The sequence below is a fragment of the Priestia megaterium NBRC 15308 = ATCC 14581 genome (assembly GCF_000832985.1).
Classification (GTDB): domain Bacteria; phylum Bacillota; class Bacilli; order Bacillales; family Bacillaceae_H; genus Priestia; species Priestia megaterium.
Genome location: NZ_CP009920.1, coordinates 1921471 through 1941411, shown reverse-complemented (window position 1 = coordinate 1941411; position 19941 = coordinate 1921471). Strand labels below are relative to the sequence as shown.

The window sequence follows — 19941 nt, the reverse complement described above, 5'->3', positions numbered from 1 at the left end:
AGATGCGCGTCACACAAGGAATGTTAGCGGCTAATTCGTTAAAACAGATTAGCAATAGCTATAATAAGCTGGAAACACTTCAAAACCAATTATCAACGGGAAAGAAAATTACTCGTCCTTCTGATGACCCGGTAGTGGCTACTAAAGGAATGGCTTATCGTTCGAATCTTTCTGAAGTAAATCAATATAAACGTAATTTAACAGAAGCACAGTCTTGGTTTGATAGTTCAGAATCAGGACTTGAACAAGTCAATTCCATTCTTCAGCGCACTAAGGAGTTGGTCGTGCAAGGGTTAAACGGTACGAATGAAAGTGATGACCGTCAAGCGATTGCACGTGAAATTGAACAGTTAAAGCTGGATTATATGCAAGTAGGCAATACGCAGGTGGCAGGAAACTATATCTTTAACGGTGTAAATGTAGGAACAGCGCCTATAAGTGAGAATGCAAGCGGTATGATAGAATCGAATATTAACCTGGATCCTTTTTCAGTTGAAGTCTCAAAAGGTATCCAGTTAAGAGTCAATATTCACCCTGAAAACATTTTTGGACAAGGTGCATTTGACTTAATGAACAATGTTCAAACAGCTTTTGAGCAAAATGATGTAAACTCACTAAAAGATCTTTCTACACAGGTAGACACGCAGCTGTCTACGCTATTAGCGGAGCGATCTGAATTGGGAGCAAGAAGCAATCGGCTTGAGCTGATCGAAAACCGCCTTGATTCACAGGAAATTACGGCTACTAAGATGCTTTCAAATAATGAAGATGCAGATATTGAACAAGTCATTACGGATTTAACCGTACAAGAAAGCGTGCATCGTGCTGCTTTGGGAGTAGGGGCTCAAATTATTCAGCCTACGCTGCTAGATTTCTTGCGTTAAAAAGTTCCTTCTAAACAGAAGGAGCTTTTTTACAATGAAAAAAGATAACAAGAAAAAATCAATTAGCAAAGGTGTGATGAGATGAAAATTTCAACAAGCTATCATGGAGATATAGAAATAGATAATCAACAAACACTGACATTCAATCAAGGGATTCCAGGTTTTTTGGAAGAAACTGAATTTGTTATTTTACCACTTCCAGAAGCCGAAGCTTTCCAAGTTCTGCAGTCTATTCAAACCAAAGAAGTAGCTTTTATTATCACGGATCCATTTCAGTTTTTTTTAGATTATGATTTTCAACTAGAACCTCAGGAAATCGAAAAGCTTCAATTACAACAAGTGGAAGATGCAGCTGTTTACGTATTGCTTACGATGTCAAATTCGGTGGAAAAGATAACGGCTAATTTGCAGGCGCCTGTTATTATTAATACAAAGAAACAGCTTGCTAAGCAAGTGATTTTAATGAATACAGCTTACGAAACGAAGCACAGGTTATTTGAGTAAGAGGAATAGATAAGGAGTGAGTCCATGCTTGTTTTAACACGAAAGTTAAATGAAACAATCAAAATAGGTGATGAAATTGAAGTGACCGTCCTTGCAGTTAATGGTGATCAAGTAAAGTTAGGAATTCAAGCTCCAAAGTCTGTAGATATTCATAGACAAGAGATTTATGAAGAAATACGTAACGAAAATAAAAGTGCTTCTCAAATTACATTACATGCTATTGACATGCTGAAACAATTACCGAAAAAGAAATAAAACGATCAGTTTGAAAATAATCAAAAATATACGGTATAAATAATATCTAAATCGGGAAAGATAAACATATAGTATTCCCCACTATGTCTTAAGTCTTTCTCTTCAAGAGAAAGGCTTCTTTTTTATCAAAAAAATCGAACTAAATTTCTGTTTTTTTCCTTTTTATCATGTATCATTAAATTTATTAAGTATAATTCAAATAAATTTAACAAAAGAGGAGAAGAGTAAATGAGTGATTTTCAAGAGTATCATGATTTATTAAAAGAAGCAGAAGATGTAGTTGTCAGCGCTTTAGCTGATACGATGGATTTATATGGGGTCACACCTTCAGTAGGAAGGCTGTATGGCATGCTTTATTTTATGGATGAGCCTGTTACATTAGATCAAATGAGTGAAGAATTGGGTATGAGTAAACCAACGATGAGTACATCCATTCGTTCACTGCAAAATATTGATATGGTCCACAAAGTGTGGAAAAAAGGTGTTCGAAAAGACTTATATGAAGCAGAAAAAGATTTTTCTAAGTCCTTTTTTTCGTTTTTCTGTAAGAAGTGGCAAAGAGAAATTTCAGTTAATTTAGAGGCAATCGAAGAAGCGGAAAACAAGTTGCAGATTCTCTTAAATGATGAAGATGTGCCTGAGGAGATCGCAGTAAAAGCAAAGCGTAATTTAGCGCAGATTATAGAGTCCAAAAATTATTATCATTTCTTGAAAAAAGTAGTGAAAGTTTTTGACGACCGAAGAATCATCGATATTTTAAATGAAGAATTAGCGAAAGAGTAAATAAAAAAAGCTGTTGAAGAATCAACAGCCTTTTTATCATTTTTATACAGTTAATGGTGTAGCTTCAAAACAGCGATTATAAATCCATTCGTAACTTTTTACAGTTAAATCACGAGGGTTACCAACTGTTTGTGGATCATTAAATGCTTCTTGAGCTAAGCGAGAAACCGCTTCTTTTGGAACACCTTGTTCTTCTAAAGAAGGGATTTGTACATCTTTAACTAGTTGATATACTTCACGAACAGCTGCTTGAGCTGCTTCTTCAAGCGTTAATTCGTGTGTATTAACTCCTAAAGCTTGAGCTATGCGCGCAAATTTTTCAGGCTCGCCCATCCAGTTATATTCCATTACAGGACCTAGCATTGCTGCTACGCAAGGGCCATGGGCAATTGGATAAATGCCTCCTAATGTTTGAGCCATCGCGTGAGCTGCTCCTGCAGATTCACTTCCATATGAAAGGCCAGCGAGCATAGCTGCATGCGCCATTCCATAGCGTGCTTCGATATCCTGTCCATTTGCAACTGCACGTCGTAAGTATTTTCCAACGTACTCAATAGCTAACAAAGCAACAGAGTCTGTCATTGGTTGTGCAAAATGGCATGTATAACATTCAATTGCATGAGCTAAGGCGTCAATTCCTGTACCGGCCGTAATATGTGAAGGCATAGATACGTGAAGTTCTGGATCAATAATTGTTAAGTGGGCAGCAATTAAAGGTCCACCTGTATTAAACTTAAACTCACGAACAGGATCCGTAATGACAGCCCATTGTGTGACTTCACTTCCTGTACCCGCAGTTGTAGGAATGGTTGTTAAAGGGGGGATACGTTTTGTTAAAGGTTTTTTTCCTTCAGCTGCTTCATAATCTAAGACGGGAGCATTATGAGCTACTTCTACACCAATAGCTTTTGCCGTATCCATTGAGCTTCCGCCTCCAACAGCTACTAGTCCGTTGCATCCATTTTCTTTGTACATTTTTGTGCCGTCTGCTACCACGTGAATAGAAGGGTTGGCTTCTACTTGGTCAAATAGAATAACGTCTACGTCCGCTTCTTTTAAACTAGCGATTACAGGATCTGCTAAACCTACCTTTTTTACACCAGGATCTGTTACTAGTAAAACCTTAGATACACCTAGGTTTTTTACTTCTTCTCCAGTATGCTTAACAGCACCAATTCCATGTTTTACAACCGTTGGCATCTCAAAACTTTTTAAACGTTCCATTCTTTCAAATCGCATAAACATCTTTACATTCCCCCTTGAATTTTATTGAAACCAGCGCATTGGCTGTGGATTCGTATTCGTATAAATATGTTTAATTTCCGTATATTCTTCTAGCCCAATGTGGCTAAGCTCTCTTCCGATCCCAGATTGCTTATAACCTCCCCAAGGAGCCTGCGGGAAGTAGGGATGATAATCGTTAATCCAAGTTGTTCCCATACGGAGTGCTTTCACTACACGTTCAGCTCGATTCATATCACTTGTCCAAACGGCTCCAGCTAATCCATAGATTGTATCGTTAGCAAGTGCCACCGCTTCTTCTTCGGTGTTGAAGCGCTCAATGGTCATAATTGGACCAAATGACTCTTCTAGGACAACTTTCATATCTCCATGACAGTCTGTAAAAATAGTTGGTTCAATGAATAAACCTTTTTGTAAAGACTCTTGAGTTGGACGTTTGCCTCCTAAAACAAGAGAAGCACCTTCTTGTTTCCCAAGTTCAATGTAATGTTCCACTTTAGCTAGGTGTTCTTTTGAGATGACGGGTCCCATTTGAGTGGCTTCATCCATGCCGTCTCCCAGCTTAATTTTTTTGGCTTGTTCAATAACTGCTGAAACAAATTTATCGTGAATATCATCTTGAACGAGTAATCTCGCACCAGCTGAACAAACTTGACCGGCATGAAAGAAGACCGCATTTAATGCATAGTCAACCGCAGTGTCAAAGTCAGCGTCAGCAAAGACGATATTCGGATTTTTCCCACCGAGTTCAAGAGCGATTTTTTTAAAGTTGCCTGCGGCAGCCTGCATGACTTTACGTCCAGATACACCGCCGCCTGTAAAGGAAACTAAATCTACTAAGTCACTTTCTGCCATTTCTTGTCCAACGGTCGCACCGGGGCCGAGTACAATGTTAATGACGCCTGATGGAAAGCCAACTCTTTCAAAAATTTTCATCATATGAATAGTTGTTAAAGGGGTGATTTCGCTTGGTTTAATAACAATTGTGTTCCCAGCAGCAAGTGCCGGAGCCAATTTCCAAGAGGCTTGCAATAAAGGATAATTCCAAGGAGTAATTTGGCTGCATACACCTACAGGTTCGCGGACAACGCGGCTAACAGAATCGGGATTAGGTGACTCAATCATCTGTCCACCATCTTTATCTGCTAATCCAGCATAGTATTGAAAGACATCAGCAATTCCATCCATGTCTGCCAGGCTTTCAACGAGGGTTTTTCCAGTATTCAAGGTTTCAAGTTTAGCGAGTTCTTCACGATCATTACGAATTTCTTCCGCTACTTTAAATAGTAAAGAACCTCTTTGGGCCGCTGTGAATTTAGACCATTCACCTGCATCAAAAGCTTTTCTAGCTGCTTCAATAGCTGCTACAGTATCAGCACGATTTCCTTCTGTAACGACAGCGATAACCTCTTGATTAAAAGGATTTATAATCTCTCTTTTCTCGCCGCTGCGTGCTTCAACCCATTCGCCGTTTATGTGCATTTTTTCAAGCGTCAGTGTTTGTTCCAATAGCATCGACCTCCAAATAATAGAATTTGTTAAGTTTATATTTAACGTTCTTAACAATTCGAATTATAGCACCGGCTATTTAATTTAGTCAAATCTAAAAAATCAAAATGTTCAGAATTTATTAGATTATCTTCTCTGGAAGAGACTAATCATTCGGATATTAAGAAAAAATTTAACAAAAAGTAATAAAAAATCACTGATTGCTATGTCCCTTGATACAAAAGGTTTTTTTATGTACGAGCTATGAGAATATTATTCTTTTTTTATATGAAAACACTCAAACTTTTTTGACAATATCTTAAACAAGCAGATATATTAACCATAGTACTATATCTGCTTGCATACAAACCTTGAGAAACAAAGGATTTTGAATGTGGAAATTAAGAAAGGAGTTTAGATGGAAGATGAAAATAATTATGAGTTCTTAGCAAAATAATAAAAAAAGTCAATTTAAATTATTTTAATATAATTATATAAACGTAATTTCTCCCCTTCGCATTGGTATTTATAATCCAACTATTTATATTTTATTCTAAAAAATCTATTTTTAGGTTTAATTGTATGCTGGTAGGAAAAAGGAATAGAGGACAATTATGTCTTTAGATTTCTTTATCAATTTAAAGGATGTGAGACGATGCAAAATGCTAAAAAGCCATTTCGTTCAGACACACAACAAGCCAGGCCTGAAAAGTCGAATGAGACTTCTGACTTTTCAGGGAAATCAAACAGGAACGACCGTCTACTAACCCCCTTATGGACAACTATTATAGGATTTTCCATCTTTATGGTTGTCGCATTTATCTATTCTCTCTATAATCCAGATCTCTATTGGCCAGGCCTCATTTTAATGTTCATTATGTATGGTGTTATTTATTTTATTGGTGCTCGAGCCGCTGCAAGTAAAAAAGGAAAATCAGATGATATGCTTGTTGCAGGAAGATCTATGCCGCTATGGATTTCAATGTTCACAATGACCGCCACTTGGGTAGGTGGAGGGTATATTGCTGGAACGGCCGAAACCGTTTATTCCTCAGGGCTGACATGGACTCAAGCGCCATGGTGTTATTCAATCAGCTTGATTTTAGGCGGTATCTTTTTTGCTAGAAAGATGAGAAGGTTTGAGTTTATGACAATGCTCGATCCTCTAGAATCTCGTTTCGGTAAGAAAATGGCTACGGTTCTTTATTTTCCAGCTATACTGGGAGAGCTGTTTTGGAGCGCAGCTATCTTAACTGCTTTAGGAACAACATTCGGTGTGATTTTAGGCCTCAGTTTTTCAATTTCCATCATTCTTTCCGCACTTATTGCCATTGCATACACCGTGATTGGCGGCTTGTGGGCAGTAGCACATACCGATATCTTACAGCTTTCTATTATGTTTTTAGGACTATTTCTGGTGCTTCCCTTTGCATTTTCGAATACGGGAGGAGTGGGAGCCGTTTTTTCTACTTATTCAGAAGGCATGACTGGTTCTCTTCGTTTATTTCCTCCAATAAAAGGCTGGGAAGATCCGAAATGGGGAAATACATATTGGCAATGGTGGGATAGCACATTTTTACTTATTTTTGGTGGTATTCCATGGCAGATTTATTTTCAGCGCGTGTTATCTGCTAAAAACGAAAAAGCAGCAATGTGGCTATCTATTACAGCCGGCATCTTTTGCGCGTTAGCGGCCTTGCCTCCAACTTTAATAGGAATGATAGGTTATAGTGCAGACTGGTCTTCATTTGGAGCGTCAAGCCCTGAGAGTGCGTCCATGATTCTAACGTATGTATTTAAATACCTAACGCCCGATTTAGTAGGAGCGATTGCACTTGGAGGACTAGCTGCTGCCGTTATGGCTGCAGTAGCGGCTTCGTTGCTTTCAGCGTCGGGGATGGCAGCCTGGAACGTGTATCGTCCGATTGTAAAACCAAATGCGACACAGGCGCAGTTAGATAAAGTTATTAAACGTTCTATCATTATCATTGGAACGGGAGCAACTCTAATTGCTTTGAACTCTGAGAGTGTCTACTCTTTATGGTATTTATCAGGGGACCTCGTGTATTGTATACTTTTTCCGCAGTTGGTTTGTGCTTTATTCTTTAAAGGAGCTAACTGGTACGGATCTTTGGCTGGGTTTATTGTGTCTCTTGTTCTTCGAATAGGTGGAGGAGAACCGCTGCTTCATTTAAAAGCGCTGCTTCCGTATCCGATGATTGAAGATGGAGTGGTCATGTTTCCGTTTCGCACATTTGCGATGGTAGGCGGGTTGTTAACTATTTTTATCGTTTCTTACGCGACGCGACGTATTTGCCCTCCTCAGCCGCTTCGAAATCTTCATCGTGACCTATCGGTTGAGAAATAATCAAAAGCAAAATAAAAAAGCCGCATCTGCGGCTTTTTTATTTTGCAATATTTTCTGACTCGGAAAATTGATCGTCAGGTCGCTTGTTGTTTGTTTTTTTGATGAACGAGTATGAAAGAAGAACCACAGCGGTTAATCCAAGAGTTAAGAAAAACTGTGAGCGCATCGAATCAATAAATGCCATCGATAAGAAGATCACGGTAATAACAGCAATTGTTACGTATGTTAAATACGGGAACAACCACATTTTCATTCCTTTAATTGGCTGGTTGGTTTGAATCATTTTCTTACGCAGGCGTAAATGAGAAATAGCGATAGCTAAGTACACAATAAGAGCAATGGCTCCTGATGCATTAACTAAGAATAAAAAGAGTTTATCCGGCGAAACGAAGCTAAAGATAGCACATACATATGCGGCAGCTGTGCTAATCCATACGGCTCTTGCCGGCACGCCTGATTTGCTTACTTTTGCTAAAGCGCGAGGAGCTTGTCCCTTTTGAGCTAATGATAAAATCATTCGTGAGTTCGTATACAAAGCAGAGTTTAAGCAAGACAAAACGGATACTAATACGACTAAATTCATAATTTGTGCAGCTGCTGGAATATTGACCATTTCTAACATAGTTACATATGGACTTTTTAGTAAATCAGCTGAGTTCCAAGGTAAAAGAGTTACTAAAATAGCAACTGAACCAATATAGAAAATTAAAATTCGCCATACGACACTGCGAATAGCAGTTGTGATAGCTTTTGCTGGGTTTTCTGATTCACTAGCTGCAATAGCCGCAATTTCCGCCCCGAAATAAGAGAAAATAACGGTGATAACTCCCAAAAAGATAGAGTTCGTACCTTTTGGCATAAAGCCTCCGTGGCCCGTTAAATTAGCTAGACCAGGTGAAGATGTACCTGGGATTAATCCGAAAATGATAGCTAAACCGATTCCCATAAAAGCAACGATTGCCACAATTTTAATCATAGCAAACCAATATTCAAATTCTCCAAATGATTTGACAGAGAACAAGTTTGTTAAAGTTAATGCAAAGGTTAAGATTAAGCTTAAAAGCCAAATTGGTACGGAAGGGAGCCATTCATGAACAATTGCTCCTCCTGCAGTGGCTTCAATCGCAATTACAATTAGCCAGAAAAACCAGTAAAGCCATCCGACAGCATAACCTGCCCATGCGCCAATTCCTTGCTGAGCATATGTTGCGAATGAGCCTTTATCTGGGTTTACCATAGCCATTTCACCGAGCATACGCATCAATAGAACGACTAGCAGTCCGGCTGCTGCATATGAAACTACTGCTGCTGGGCCTGTTGCATTAATAACGGATCCGCTTCCTACAAATAAGCCGGCTCCGATAATACCTGCAATGGAAATCATGGAAACGTGACGTTGCTTTAACTTTCCGTGTGATTCTGTTTTGTTTCCCATCGTATTCACTCCTTTAAAATTATCGAAATACTATTAGAAAATAAAGTAAATTCTGAAAATATAAATAGAAATTCCTCCCCTTACCTTTATAATAAGCAAGAAGTGTGCCAATTATCAAATTCCTATAAAAATCGACTTTAAGTTACTAAAATTGTCGTTTTTTAAGTCTAAAAAGACTTGATTTATTCATCGTAGACTTATTCACCGTTTGGGACGTCTGGTATATACGTACATTTTATACAAGTTTTCGACATACATCTTATTTATCTTGTATGATAAAAGAGAAATCGGTATTATATTCCAAGAAGAATGTTTGAGAGGGTGCATGTGTTTGAGAAAATTTATAGCTGTTATTTTTCTATTTATTATCCTTTTAGTTGGGTTGTACTTTTTCGTTAGTCCAGTCAGAAATATTGAAAAACTTGATCAGACTGCTTCATTATCTTCACTGGCACAAGAAAAGTCCGCTCATGCGACGTCGCTAGAACTGAACGGAGGCTCTCCTATTTTAGGATACCGATTAAGCGAGAGCGATGTTAATGATTATTTGCGCAGCTACCTTTACGAAAATGATGAAACGGTTGACGGAGCAGAAGCTGTGTTGCTTCCAAAACATATAAAATTTTATATTAATAAACATGTAGTATCTTTTATGGAATCACAGTTTATAGTTGACGTAACACCAAATGCCGAAAATGGAAAGCTTGTTTTAAAGGTGAATAGCGTGCATTTAGGAAGAATGCCGATTCCGATGTCTCTTGTCTGGGATCGCTTAAATATTGATAAGGCTTCTGATGTCACGGTCGATAAAGAAATGAATGAAATTACTCTGCTCAATAATTTGCCAGATTCCATTTCGTTTGAGCAAGCAGATACAACGGATGAATATATAAATTTATCTGCCTCTGTAACCATTGATTCGTTACGAGATATTATAAATCTAGCACCATACCTTATTCCTAAGGATATTCAAAGAAATTTATCCCAGAAACTGAACTTGCTTGGCCAATAATAAAAAGCTCACTTATTGTAGAAAAATAAGTGAGCTTTTTCTATCTTGCACCATTTGACCTATGAAAAAAATGTTTGTTTTACCGATACAAAATAGAGAAGTGTTGAACCTATGAACGAATAAGAAGATTCGAAAAAATACACTCATATTTTATGACTAACAGTTGATGGATAGATGAATAAAAAAACGGTGGTGATGGTAAGTGGTAAGAGTAAGTGGGCTAGCAAGTGGAATGGATATTGATCAAATGGTCAGTGATTTAATGAAGGCTGAACGTATGCCTATTGATAAAATGAAAAAACAAAAGCAAACGTTAGAGTGGCAGCGAGATGATTATCGCTCTATGAACTTGCTGTTATCAGAATTTAATAATCTCGCTTTTAATATGACCTTGCAGTCTTCTTATTCATCCAAAACGGTATCTTCATCGGATGAAACGAAAGTAAAAGCAGCAGCTACTTCCTCAGCAGCAAATGCCTCTTATACTCTTTCAAACGTGACAATGGCGACTGCTGCTCAGAGTATTAGCACTAGTATTGATTCTAGTATAGATCCGACGAAAAGCTTGTGGTCTCAACGCGGGTCGATGGATTCAAGTGTGTGGACTGAGAAAACAGTGGAACAAGCTGCCATAACATTAAGTGCGGATACTAGTACAGTGAAATTAGCTAAAGGTGCTGTTTCTGCTGTAAATCAGAACACAGGCACTTTAAACTCTATATCTGTTACCACGGATGGTACAAGTAAAGCCTATACCGTAAGAATAGGAACAGCGGCGGGAATTATAAATTCTAATGAAGTATTCATTAACGAAGACACAGGTGAAATGACGTTTGGTACAACATTAACAAGCGGCAGTACAATTGAAGCGTTCTCGTATCAGCAAAATGTGCTGAACTTTTCTGTGACAACTTATGATAGTACAGGCAAAGCAACAGGAAATATTCAAGATGGGGGAAGTACGCCATTTGAATTTGACGGTTCCACCTCATTAAACACCCTTCTCACACAAATCAGCAATTCAAAAGTAGGCATTTCAGCCTTTTTCGATGAAGGAACAAATAAAGTTGTCATGACTCGTAAAGATACAGGAAATTTATCTTCTGCTGATAGTGCGGATGGTTCAAACATGGTTTTTTCAGGAGGATTTTTGACGGGCTTTTTACAGCTCGCCGGTGATGCCAAAGGAACAGACGCAAAATTCACGCTAAACGGTCTAGAAACAACTCGTAAGTCCAATACATTTACAACGGGAGGCGTTACCTATACTCTTCAAAACAATTTCACAGGAGATGTGCGCGTTAACGTAAGTAATGATACGCAAAAAGTATTTGATACAATTAAAGATTTCGTGACCAAATACAATGAACTGATTGAGAAAATTAATGGGAAGATTACGGAAGAAAGAGACCGGAACTATCAGCCTTTGACTGATGAAGAAAGAGAAAAACTAACCGATAAACAAGCTGAGCAGTGGGATGAAAAGGCGAAAAGCGGTTTGTTAAAAGGAGACTCAATTTTATCAAGCGGGCTAAACCAAATGCGTTCTAACTGGTATGCCTCTGTATCAGGAATGAGCGGAGGATTTTCGCAGCTAACCGACATTGGCATTTCAACTAGCGCAAACTATACCGATCGAGGCAAGCTAGTCATAGAAGGCGACGGAACTAAATTAAAAGAAGCAATTGAAAAAGATCCTCAGTCTGTGATGGATTTATTTATGAAAAGTGGAAGTACAACAAGTGAAAAAGGGGTTGTACGACGTTTACGAGATACGATTACTCAAACCGTATCCAAAGTTGAGCAGCGCGCTGGCCGTTCAACATGGACAAGTGAACAATTTTTACTTGGGCGGAATTTAAAAAGCGTAAATAGCCAAATCACTAGTTTTGAAAGCAGGCTCACACAAGTAGAGGACCGGTATTATCGTCAGTTTACAGCAATGGAAAAAGCTATTCAAAATGCAAATGCTCAAAGCGCGCAGTTATCGCAATATTTTAGTTAAGAAGGAGTGAACGTTTATGGCAGCAAATAATCCATATCAAGCGTATCAGCAAGGAGCTGTTCAGACTGCTTCTCCAGGAGAGTTAACGCTTATGCTGTATAACGGGTGTTTAAAATTTATCAAACTTGCACGAACAGGCATACAGGAAAAAAATATTGAGCTGAAAAATACGAATCTGTTAAAAGCACAAAATATTATTCAAGAATTAATGATTACCCTTGATACAAACGTGCAAGTTGCTAAGTCTATGATGGCTATGTATGACTATATTAACCAGTGTTTAATTGAAGCAAATACAAAAAATGACACAGCAAGCTTGGATGAAGCGGAACAATATGTAACAGAATTCCGCGATACATGGAAGCAAGTCGTGCAGCTTCACCGCCAGCAAGTCCATGGAAGCGGCGGTCAAGCATAAATATGATTAACGACCTATATCAGCTAACTGATGAGATTTATCGGCTTATTCAAACATTTTCTGACAAAAATCGAGAAGAAGGCATTCAAAAGTTAGAGTATCTTCTATTAAAAAGACGTGACCTCATAGAGAAACTGCCGCCAAAAAGTAGGGATAATGAATCGATTGGTAAGAAAATTGTCGAAATGAATAAGGAAATTGATCAAAAGCTCATCTTAATTCGGCATCAAATTATGGTAGATCTCCGTTTGCTAAAAGCGAAAAAAAAGCATAGTAACAGATATGTAAACCCTTACGAAACAAAAACGTTTGATGGAATGTTTTACGATAAAAAAAATTAATCCTGCGTAAAAAAATACAACCCTTCTTCTTATGAAGAAGGTCTATTTTTTTGGTTTTTTCATAAACTTTTCTCAGGTTCCATAAATTTTAACTAAATTTTCAAAAAATTTTAATAGTTTAGGAAGGGATTGTGTCGGGTATTGTAGAATTGTAGAGGTATAGCAATGGATTAAAGGAGGAGTTCGAACATGATGTATAACATTCGCGGTGAAAACATTGAGGTGACTCCAGCAATTAGGGAATACGTAGAGAAAAAGCTTGGTAAGTTAGAGCGTTATTTCGACGAAACACCAACTGCTGACGTAAATGTAAACTTAAAAGTCTACAATAACGATCAAAAAATAGAAGTCACAATCCCAATGAATGATCTCGTATTGAGAGCTGAAGAGACACACAGTGATTTATACGCAGCTGTCGATCTTGTCCTAGATAAATTAGAGCGTCAAATTCGTAAACATAAAACAAAAGTAAATCGAAAAATGCGTGAAAAAGGCGCTGAGAAGTATCTGTTCGCAGCATTAGAAAGCGAAGCGAACGTAGCAGTTGCAACTGAAGAAGATGAATTAGAGCTAGTTCGTACAAAACGATTTAACTTAAAGCCAATGGATAGTGAAGAGGCTATTTTGCAAATGAATATGTTAGGACATAGTTTCTTTGTGTTTACAAACGCTGAGACCAACATTACAAACGTTGTATATCGAAGAAAAGATGGACGATATGGATTGATTGAACCAAACTAAGATTATAGGCTCTCTTAAACAAGAGCAGTAAAGTAAAAGCAGCGTGCCTCCGCACGCTGCTTTTTAGCTGCTTAAAAAAATAGTTCCATCACTACATAGCGCGTAGAAGATTTGGTGAATACACGCGTGGTTTCTTTCATGTTGAATGCCTGATAAAAAGAGACTTTATTTTCTCGTGCGTTACACCAGATCTTTCGTACCCCAAGGTTCTTAGCTTTGAGAAAAACCTCCTCTAGTAGACGACTGCCATATCCTTTTCCTTGTTCTTCTTTGAGAGTAGCAAATTTTCGAAATTGAGCTTCATTACCTGTTATAAATAAGGAAACAACTGATTTTAACTCTCCTTCTTCAAACAGTCCATAGTGAATGCCTAATGGATCATCTTTCAGCTGAATATAACTGAAATCTTTATCAGGCCACATGACGGTATGTCGGACTTCCCAAGCTTGTTCTTTTGTAATCGATTGAATATTCATTCTACATTCCCCTTTTTTATTGTAAGAGTGAGGCAGGGGAAATCACAATAGAAAATAACTTGTTAATAGAGTAGTACTAGTAAAGAGACAGACGAAAAAGGGTACAAGTTGCTACTTGTTTAGCTGCAATGTTACAATTTTACTCAGAATGTTTTATAATGAAAGATACAGATATGAATGAAAATAGTATAAAATGTACTGATTATAAATAGAGGAGCGTTTTAATATGCTTGGATTATTTAAAAAAGTGTTTGACGGCAATCAGCGCCAAATCGGCCGTTTAGAAAAAATGGCGGACCAAATTGATGCGTTAGGTCCTGAAATAGCGTCTTTAACAGACGATCAGCTTCGTGAAAAAACGGCTGAATTTCAACAACGCTACCAAAATGGCGAATCGCTCGATAACCTATTAGATGAAGCTTTTGCGGTTGTACGGGAAGCAGCGAAACGTGTGTTAGGCATGTATCCGTACAAAGTTCAGCTAATGGGGGGTATTTCTCTGCATGAAGGGAATATCTCGGAAATGAAAACGGGTGAAGGTAAAACGTTGACAGCTACTATGCCTGTATACTTAAACGCCATTACAGGAAAAGGTGTACATGTAGTAACAGTCAATGAATACTTAGCGAGCCGTGACGCTAGTGAAATGGGTCGTTTATATGAATTCCTAGGCTTGAAAGTAGGTTTAAATTTAAACCATTTAACGCGTGAAGAAAAGCAAGAAGCATATGCAGCGGATATTACGTATAGTACAAATAATGAACTCGGATTTGACTATTTACGTGATAACATGGTGCTTTACAAAGAACAAATGGTTCAACGTCCGCTTCATTTTGCCGTAATCGATGAAGTTGACTCTATCTTAATTGATGAAGCACGTACGCCGCTTATTATATCCGGCAGCGCGCAGAAATCGACTGCTCTTTATATTCAAGCTAATGCATTCGTTCGCACGCTTGATAAAGAAACCGATTTTACTTTTGATATCAAAACAAAAAGCGTTCAGCTAACCGAAGAAGGTATGTCAAAAGCAGAGCGCGCATTTGGCATTGAAAACTTATTTGATATTTCACACGTAGCGCTAAACCATCACATCAACCAAGCGCTTAAAGCACATGTAACGATGCAAAATGATGTGGATTACGTAATTGATGAAGATCAGGTCGTAATCGTTGACCAATTTACTGGTCGTTTAATGAAAGGAAGACGTTTTAGCGACGGCTTGCATCAAGCTATCGAAGCTAAAGAGAATGTTGAGATTCAAAATGAAAGCATGACGTTAGCTACGATCACATTCCAAAACTACTTCCGTATGTATGAAAAATTATCAGGTATGACGGGTACAGCTAAAACGGAAGAAGAAGAATTCCGTAATATTTACAATATGCACGTTGTTGTTATTCCGACAAACAAGCCAATTTCACGTGATGATAAAGCAGATTTAATTTATAAGTCAATGGAAGGCAAGTTTAATGCGGTAGTAGATGATATTGCTGAGCGCCACGCAAAAGGACAGCCTGTTCTTGTTGGTACAGTTGCGATTGAAACATCTGAAATTTTATCAGCTTTATTAAAGAAAAAAGGCATTCCTCATCACGTTTTAAATGCAAAACAGCATGAGCGTGAAGCGGATATTATCGAAAATGCGGGTCACAAAGGTGCGGTAACAATCGCAACAAATATGGCCGGTCGTGGTACAGATATCAAACTAGGTGAAGGTGTCGTTGAAGCTGGAGGTCTTGCTGTAATTGGTACAGAGCGTCATGAATCACGCCGTATTGATAATCAGCTTCGCGGACGTGCTGGACGTCAAGGGGATCCAGGGGTATCTCAATTCTATCTATCCATGGAAGATGAATTAATGCGCCGATTTGGTTCAGATAATATGATGGCAATGATGGATCGCCTTGGTATGGATGACTCACAGCCAATTCAAAGTAAAATTGTAACAAGAGCTGTTGAATCCGCTCAAAAACGCGTTGAAGGTAATAACTTCGATGCGCGTAAACAATTGCTTCAATATGATGACGTGCTTCGTCAACAGCGTGAAGTTATTTACAAACAGCGCTTTGAAGTACTTGATTCAGACAACCTGCGTGCGATTGTAGAACGTATGATTGAATCAACTCTACAGCGTGTGGTTGAAGTAAACACACCGCGTGAAGAATTAGAAGAAGAATGGAATTTACAAGCGATTATTGATTACGTAAATGCTAATGTTCTTGAGGAAGGTGAAGTCACAGAAGAAGATCTTCGCCGTAAAGAGCCTGAAGAAATGGTAGAACTGCTGGTAGATCATGCAAAAGCTCGTTATAATGAAAAAGAAGAGCAGCTCCCTGAAGAACAAATGCGTGAATTTGAAAAAGTTGTTGTTCTTAGAGCAGTTGATTCTAAATGGATGGATCATATCGATACGATGGATCAGCTTCGCCAAGGTATCCACCTTCGTGCGTATGGCCAAACAGATCCTCTTCGCGAATACCAAATGGAAGGTTTTGCGATGTTTGAAAATATGATTGCAAGCATTGAAGAAGAAGTGACGAAGTATATCATGAAAGCAGAAATTAACAACAACCTTGAGCGTCAAGAGGTAGCGCAAGGTCAGGCGGCTGTTCATCCAAAAGAAGGAGACGCGCCGGCTAAGAAGAAGCCAAAAGTAAATGCAATAGAAGTTGGCCGAAATGATCCTTGTATCTGCGGAAGTGGCAAAAAGTATAAAAACTGCTGCGGTAAAGAATCATAAAGTAAGAGTCAATTAGTATAGAATGAATTAGTACAGGAAGGAAATGAGTCTTCTCATTTCCTTCCTGTGCGTCAAAAATAAAATAGAGGTGTTCAACTCATGGATTTAGTAGAAATTAAGCAAGAACTTGACAAAACAGCTAAGCGATTAGCGGACTTTAGGGGGTCTCTTTGACCTCGATACAAAACAAGCTCGTATCGATGAATTAGATGAGACTATGGCTGATCCAAATTTTTGGAATGACCAGCAGGCAGCTCAGACTGTTATTAATGAAGCCAATGGTTTGAAAGATGCAGTAAATCAATTTAACCACTTGGATGAAACATATGAAAATTTGCAAGTGTCTCATGAACTTGTAAAAGAAGAATACGATGAAGATTTAGCAGAAGAACTAGTTAGTGAATTAAAAGAGCTTATATCAGGCATGAATGACTTTGAATTACAGCTGCTTTTAAGCGAGCCGTATGATAAAAATAATGCCATTTTAGAACTGCACCCAGGTGCTGGTGGAACAGAATCACAGGATTGGGGTTCAATGTTACTACGTATGTATACGCGCTGGGCGGAGAAAAAAGGTTTCAAAGTAGAAACGCTTGATTACTTACCTGGAGATGAAGCTGGTATTAAAAGTGTAACGCTTTTAATTAAAGGTCATAATGCGTACGGGTATTTAAAAGCTGAAAAAGGCGTTCATCGTCTCGTTCGTATTTCTCCGTTTGATTCATCAGGCCGTCGTCATACATCATTCGTATCGTGCGACATAATGCCGGAATTTAATGATGAAATTTCAATTGATATTCGTACGGAAGATTTGAAGGTTGATACGTATCGTGCAAGTGGTGCGGGAGGTCAGCATATCAATACAACAGATTCAGCTGTTCGTATTACTCACCTCCCAACTAATGTAGTCGTATCTTGTCAGACAGAACGTTCACAAATTAAAAACCGTGAGCAAGCAATGAAGATGTTAAAATCTAAGCTGTATCAATTAGAAATTGAAAAGCAGCAAGAACAGCTAGCTGAAATTCGCGGAGAACAAAAAGATATTGGATGGGGAAGTCAAATTCGTTCGTACGTATTCCATCCGTATTCATTAGTAAAAGATCACCGCACAAATACGGAAGTCGGAAACACGCAAAGCGTAATGGATGGAGATCTAGATCCGTTTATCGATGCGTATTTACGTTCTCATATTTAATTAAGAGGCAGGCAGCATACTTAGGTATGCTGCCTTTTTTTAGTTGTTGGACTTTGTAAAATTTGGATGAAGAAAAACGAGCGTAAAGAACTATTGTTAAAAAGAAAATTAAGAAAATGAAGAAATTTAAAGGTTGCTGTCGTCAGTTCAATTATTTTGTCAATGAAATAAAATGGTTAAAAATACCTGTTTTGCAGTAAGTGCTTCTTTACAATCCTTTATATTCCTTTTACAAACAGTATTTATAATTTGAGTTAAATCATGAGGAAGGGGCATGTGCAGTGGAAAATAAATCGTTAAACGAATTAATAGAGCAAGTGAAACAGAATAGCTTTTCTTCGAGTAAAGGGTTTGATAGACGGCGTTTTTTACAAGGAGCTGGAAAAGTAGCGGGAGTATCACTTGGCTTAACAATTGCTCAGTCTGTTGGTTTAAATGCAGTAGAAGTTTCAGCTGCAGCGCCTAAATTTTTAAGTTATCCGTTCACTCTAGGCGTCGCATCAGGAGACCCTTTAGCAGATAGCATTGTTCTTTGGACAAGATTAGCACCAGACCCATTGAATGGCGGGGGAATGCCTAATCAACCTATTCCAGTAAAATGGGAGCTTAGTGAAGATGAAGACTTTCATCGAATTGTCAAACGAGGAACAGAAGTGGCTAGACCTGAACTTGCTCATTCGGTTCACGTTGATGTAAAAGGATTGAAGCCGAGTCATATTTATTATTATCGATTTAAAAGCGGCCATGAGTTAAGCCCGGTTGGAAAAACAAAAACACTTCCTTCAGCAAATGAAGAAGTAGCCAGTATGACGTTTGCATTTGCTTCGTGTCAGCAATATGAACATGGGTACTTTACAGCCTATGAGCATATGGTTAAAGAACAATTAGATTTTGTCGTTCATTTGGGCGATTACATCTATGAATATGGACCAAACGAGTACGTGGCTGCAAGCGGAAACGTTCGTACTCACAGCAGCGCAGAAATTCAAACGCTGCAAGATTATCGAAACAGGCATGCTCAGTACAGGGCAGATGCCAATTTGAAGTCTGCTCACGCTGTTTTTCCATGGATTGTGACGTGGGATGACCATGAAGTAGAAAACAATTATGCAAATGTAATTCCTGAAAAAGGCCAATCAGTAGAAGCATTTATTCAACGCCGTGCGGCAGCTTATCAAGCTTATTACGAACACATGCCTTTGCGTCAAACATCCTTGCCTCACGGAGCGGATATGAGATTATATCGTGACTTTTCATATGGGAAATTAGCTTCTTTTCAAGTGTTGGATACGCGTCAATACAGAGACGATCAAGCAAACGGAGACGGAACAAAGCCGCAAACGCCAGAATCTCTTGATCCCAAACGTACGCTATTGGGGAATGAACAAGAAAAATGGCTGTTTACTAATCTTGAAAAGTCAGCGTGTCATTGGAACGTACTGGCTCAACAAATTTTCTTTGCGCCAAGAAAATTTGGAACGGCTGCTAAGCCTACATACAGCATGGATGCATGGGATGGGTATACGGCGAATCGTCAGCGCGTCATTGATTTTATTGAAAAGAAAAAGTTGGACAACGTCATTGTACTAACTGGAGATGTACACGCTAACTGGGCTTCTAACTTATACGCGGATTTTGCTAACCTTAATTCAAGAATTATTGGTGCAGAGTTCATCGGCACCTCCATCACTTCCGGAGGGAACGGAGCAGATAAACGAGCAGACACGGATAAAATTTTAAGTCAAAATCCACACCTCACATTTTTTAATGATTATAGAGGATATGTAAGGTGTACGGTAACTCCTGATATATGGCAAGCCGATTATCGCGTTGTGCCTTTTGTAACAGAGCCTGGTGCAGAAATTTCAACTCGAGCTTCCTTTCAATATAAAAAAGATGGAAAAGGTATGACGGAAGTTGAAGTAAATAACGTGCCGCGTGGACTAAAGATTTCTAAGGAAGTAGAGGAAGATCGTATGCGGGCACACGGGAAAGCACATGAAAAACAAGAGTTGAAAAAGAAAGAAAAAGTTCAGCAGTAAACTAAG

General features: G+C 38.5%; 17 protein-coding genes. 13 read left to right on the top strand and 4 right to left on the bottom strand.

The genetic code is table 11. The annotated features are described in order from the left end of the window. The first annotated feature begins 2 nt into the window (after positions 1-2). The 4 genes from flgL (at position 3) to cudC (ending at position 2426) form a co-directional block, all read left to right on the top strand. On the top strand, positions 3-884 hold the full coding sequence (gene flgL, locus BG04_RS10595; protein WP_034648341.1) for a flagellar hook-associated protein FlgL: 882 nt from the start codon (positions 3-5) through the stop codon (positions 882-884). An 81-nt stretch (positions 885-965) separates the two neighbouring features. After that, positions 966-1388 (top strand): flagellar assembly protein FliW, encoded by a 423-nt coding sequence (fliW, locus tag BG04_RS10590; protein ID WP_016765897.1) that lies wholly within the window; start codon positions 966-968, stop codon positions 1386-1388. A 24-nt stretch (positions 1389-1412) separates the two neighbouring features. Then, positions 1413-1643 (top strand): carbon storage regulator CsrA, encoded by a 231-nt coding sequence (gene csrA, locus BG04_RS10585; protein WP_013085431.1) that lies wholly within the window; start codon positions 1413-1415, stop codon positions 1641-1643. Between the two features lie 228 nt (positions 1644-1871). After that, complete coding sequence (cudC, locus tag BG04_RS10580) at positions 1872-2426, top strand: choline uptake/conversion transcriptional regulator CudC (RefSeq protein ID WP_034648343.1); 555 nt, start codon at positions 1872-1874, stop codon at positions 2424-2426. Between the two features lie 42 nt (positions 2427-2468). Here cudC and BG04_RS10575 read toward each other — a convergent pair whose 3' ends face one another. Then, on the bottom strand, positions 2469-3671 hold the full coding sequence (locus BG04_RS10575) for a choline dehydrogenase (protein WP_016765895.1): 1203 nt from the start codon (positions 3669-3671) through the stop codon (positions 2469-2471). Positions 3672-3692: 21 nt separating this feature from the next. Further along, the gene (gene betB, locus BG04_RS10570; RefSeq protein WP_051975556.1) at positions 3693-5183 is read right to left on the bottom strand and encodes a betaine-aldehyde dehydrogenase; all 1491 of its coding nucleotides are present in this window, start codon (positions 5181-5183) and stop codon (positions 3693-3695) included. A 628-nt stretch (positions 5184-5811) separates the two neighbouring features. Here betB and BG04_RS10565 point away from each other — a divergent pair. Further along, positions 5812-7524 (top strand): high affinity choline transporter 1, encoded by a 1713-nt coding sequence (locus BG04_RS10565; protein ID WP_034648346.1) that lies wholly within the window; start codon positions 5812-5814, stop codon positions 7522-7524. A 37-nt stretch (positions 7525-7561) separates the two neighbouring features. On the opposite strand, the gene BG04_RS10560 is transcribed toward BG04_RS10565, so the two are convergent. Continuing rightward, complete coding sequence (locus BG04_RS10560; protein ID WP_034648348.1) at positions 7562-8959, bottom strand: amino acid permease; 1398 nt, start codon at positions 8957-8959, stop codon at positions 7562-7564. A 331-nt stretch (positions 8960-9290) separates the two neighbouring features. On the opposite strand from BG04_RS10560, the gene BG04_RS10555 reads away from it, so the two are divergent. The 5 genes from BG04_RS10555 (at position 9291) to hpf (ending at position 13476) form a co-directional block, all read left to right on the top strand. Continuing rightward, on the top strand, positions 9291-9971 hold the full coding sequence (locus tag BG04_RS10555; RefSeq protein ID WP_016765892.1) for a hypothetical protein: 681 nt from the start codon (positions 9291-9293) through the stop codon (positions 9969-9971). Between the two features lie 202 nt (positions 9972-10173). After that, the gene (locus tag BG04_RS10550) at positions 10174-11976 is read left to right on the top strand and encodes a flagellar hook-associated protein 2 (protein WP_034648350.1); all 1803 of its coding nucleotides are present in this window, start codon (positions 10174-10176) and stop codon (positions 11974-11976) included. A gap of 16 nt (positions 11977-11992) precedes the next feature. Then, a complete protein-coding gene (fliS, locus tag BG04_RS10545) occupies positions 11993-12394 on the top strand; it encodes a flagellar export chaperone FliS (RefSeq protein ID WP_025752547.1) in 402 nt (133 codons plus the stop codon). Continuing rightward, positions 12334-12735 (top strand): flagellar protein FliT, encoded by a 402-nt coding sequence (gene fliT, locus BG04_RS10540; RefSeq protein ID WP_234943174.1) that lies wholly within the window; start codon positions 12334-12336, stop codon positions 12733-12735. Before fliS ends, fliT begins: the two co-directional genes overlap by 61 nt. A gap of 189 nt (positions 12736-12924) precedes the next feature. After that, complete coding sequence (gene hpf, locus BG04_RS10535) at positions 12925-13476, top strand: ribosome hibernation-promoting factor, HPF/YfiA family (RefSeq protein WP_013059750.1); 552 nt, start codon at positions 12925-12927, stop codon at positions 13474-13476. Between the two features lie 71 nt (positions 13477-13547). Here hpf and BG04_RS10530 read toward each other — a convergent pair whose 3' ends face one another. Continuing rightward, positions 13548-13952: a GNAT family N-acetyltransferase gene (locus tag BG04_RS10530; RefSeq protein ID WP_016765889.1), complete on the bottom strand. Its 405-nt coding sequence runs from the start codon at positions 13950-13952 to the stop codon at positions 13548-13550. Between the two features lie 226 nt (positions 13953-14178). On the opposite strand from BG04_RS10530, the gene secA reads away from it, so the two are divergent. From secA to BG04_RS10515, 3 genes are all read left to right on the top strand, one after another. After that, entirely contained in the window at positions 14179-16695 is a 2517-nt protein-coding gene (gene secA, locus BG04_RS10525; protein WP_034648353.1) for a preprotein translocase subunit SecA, read from the top strand. Positions 16696-16794: 99 nt separating this feature from the next. Next, a protein-coding gene (prfB, locus tag BG04_RS10520) for a peptide chain release factor 2 (protein WP_114324550.1) occupies positions 16795-17893 on the top strand; the annotation gives its coding sequence in 2 pieces (ribosomal slippage) (positions 16795-16857 and positions 16859-17893; 1098 coding nt in all). Positions 17894-18201: 308 nt separating this feature from the next. After that, on the top strand, positions 18202-19935 hold the full coding sequence (locus BG04_RS10515) for an alkaline phosphatase D family protein (RefSeq protein WP_370511582.1): 1734 nt from the start codon (positions 18202-18204) through the stop codon (positions 19933-19935). Positions 19936-19941: the final 6 nt, after the last annotated feature.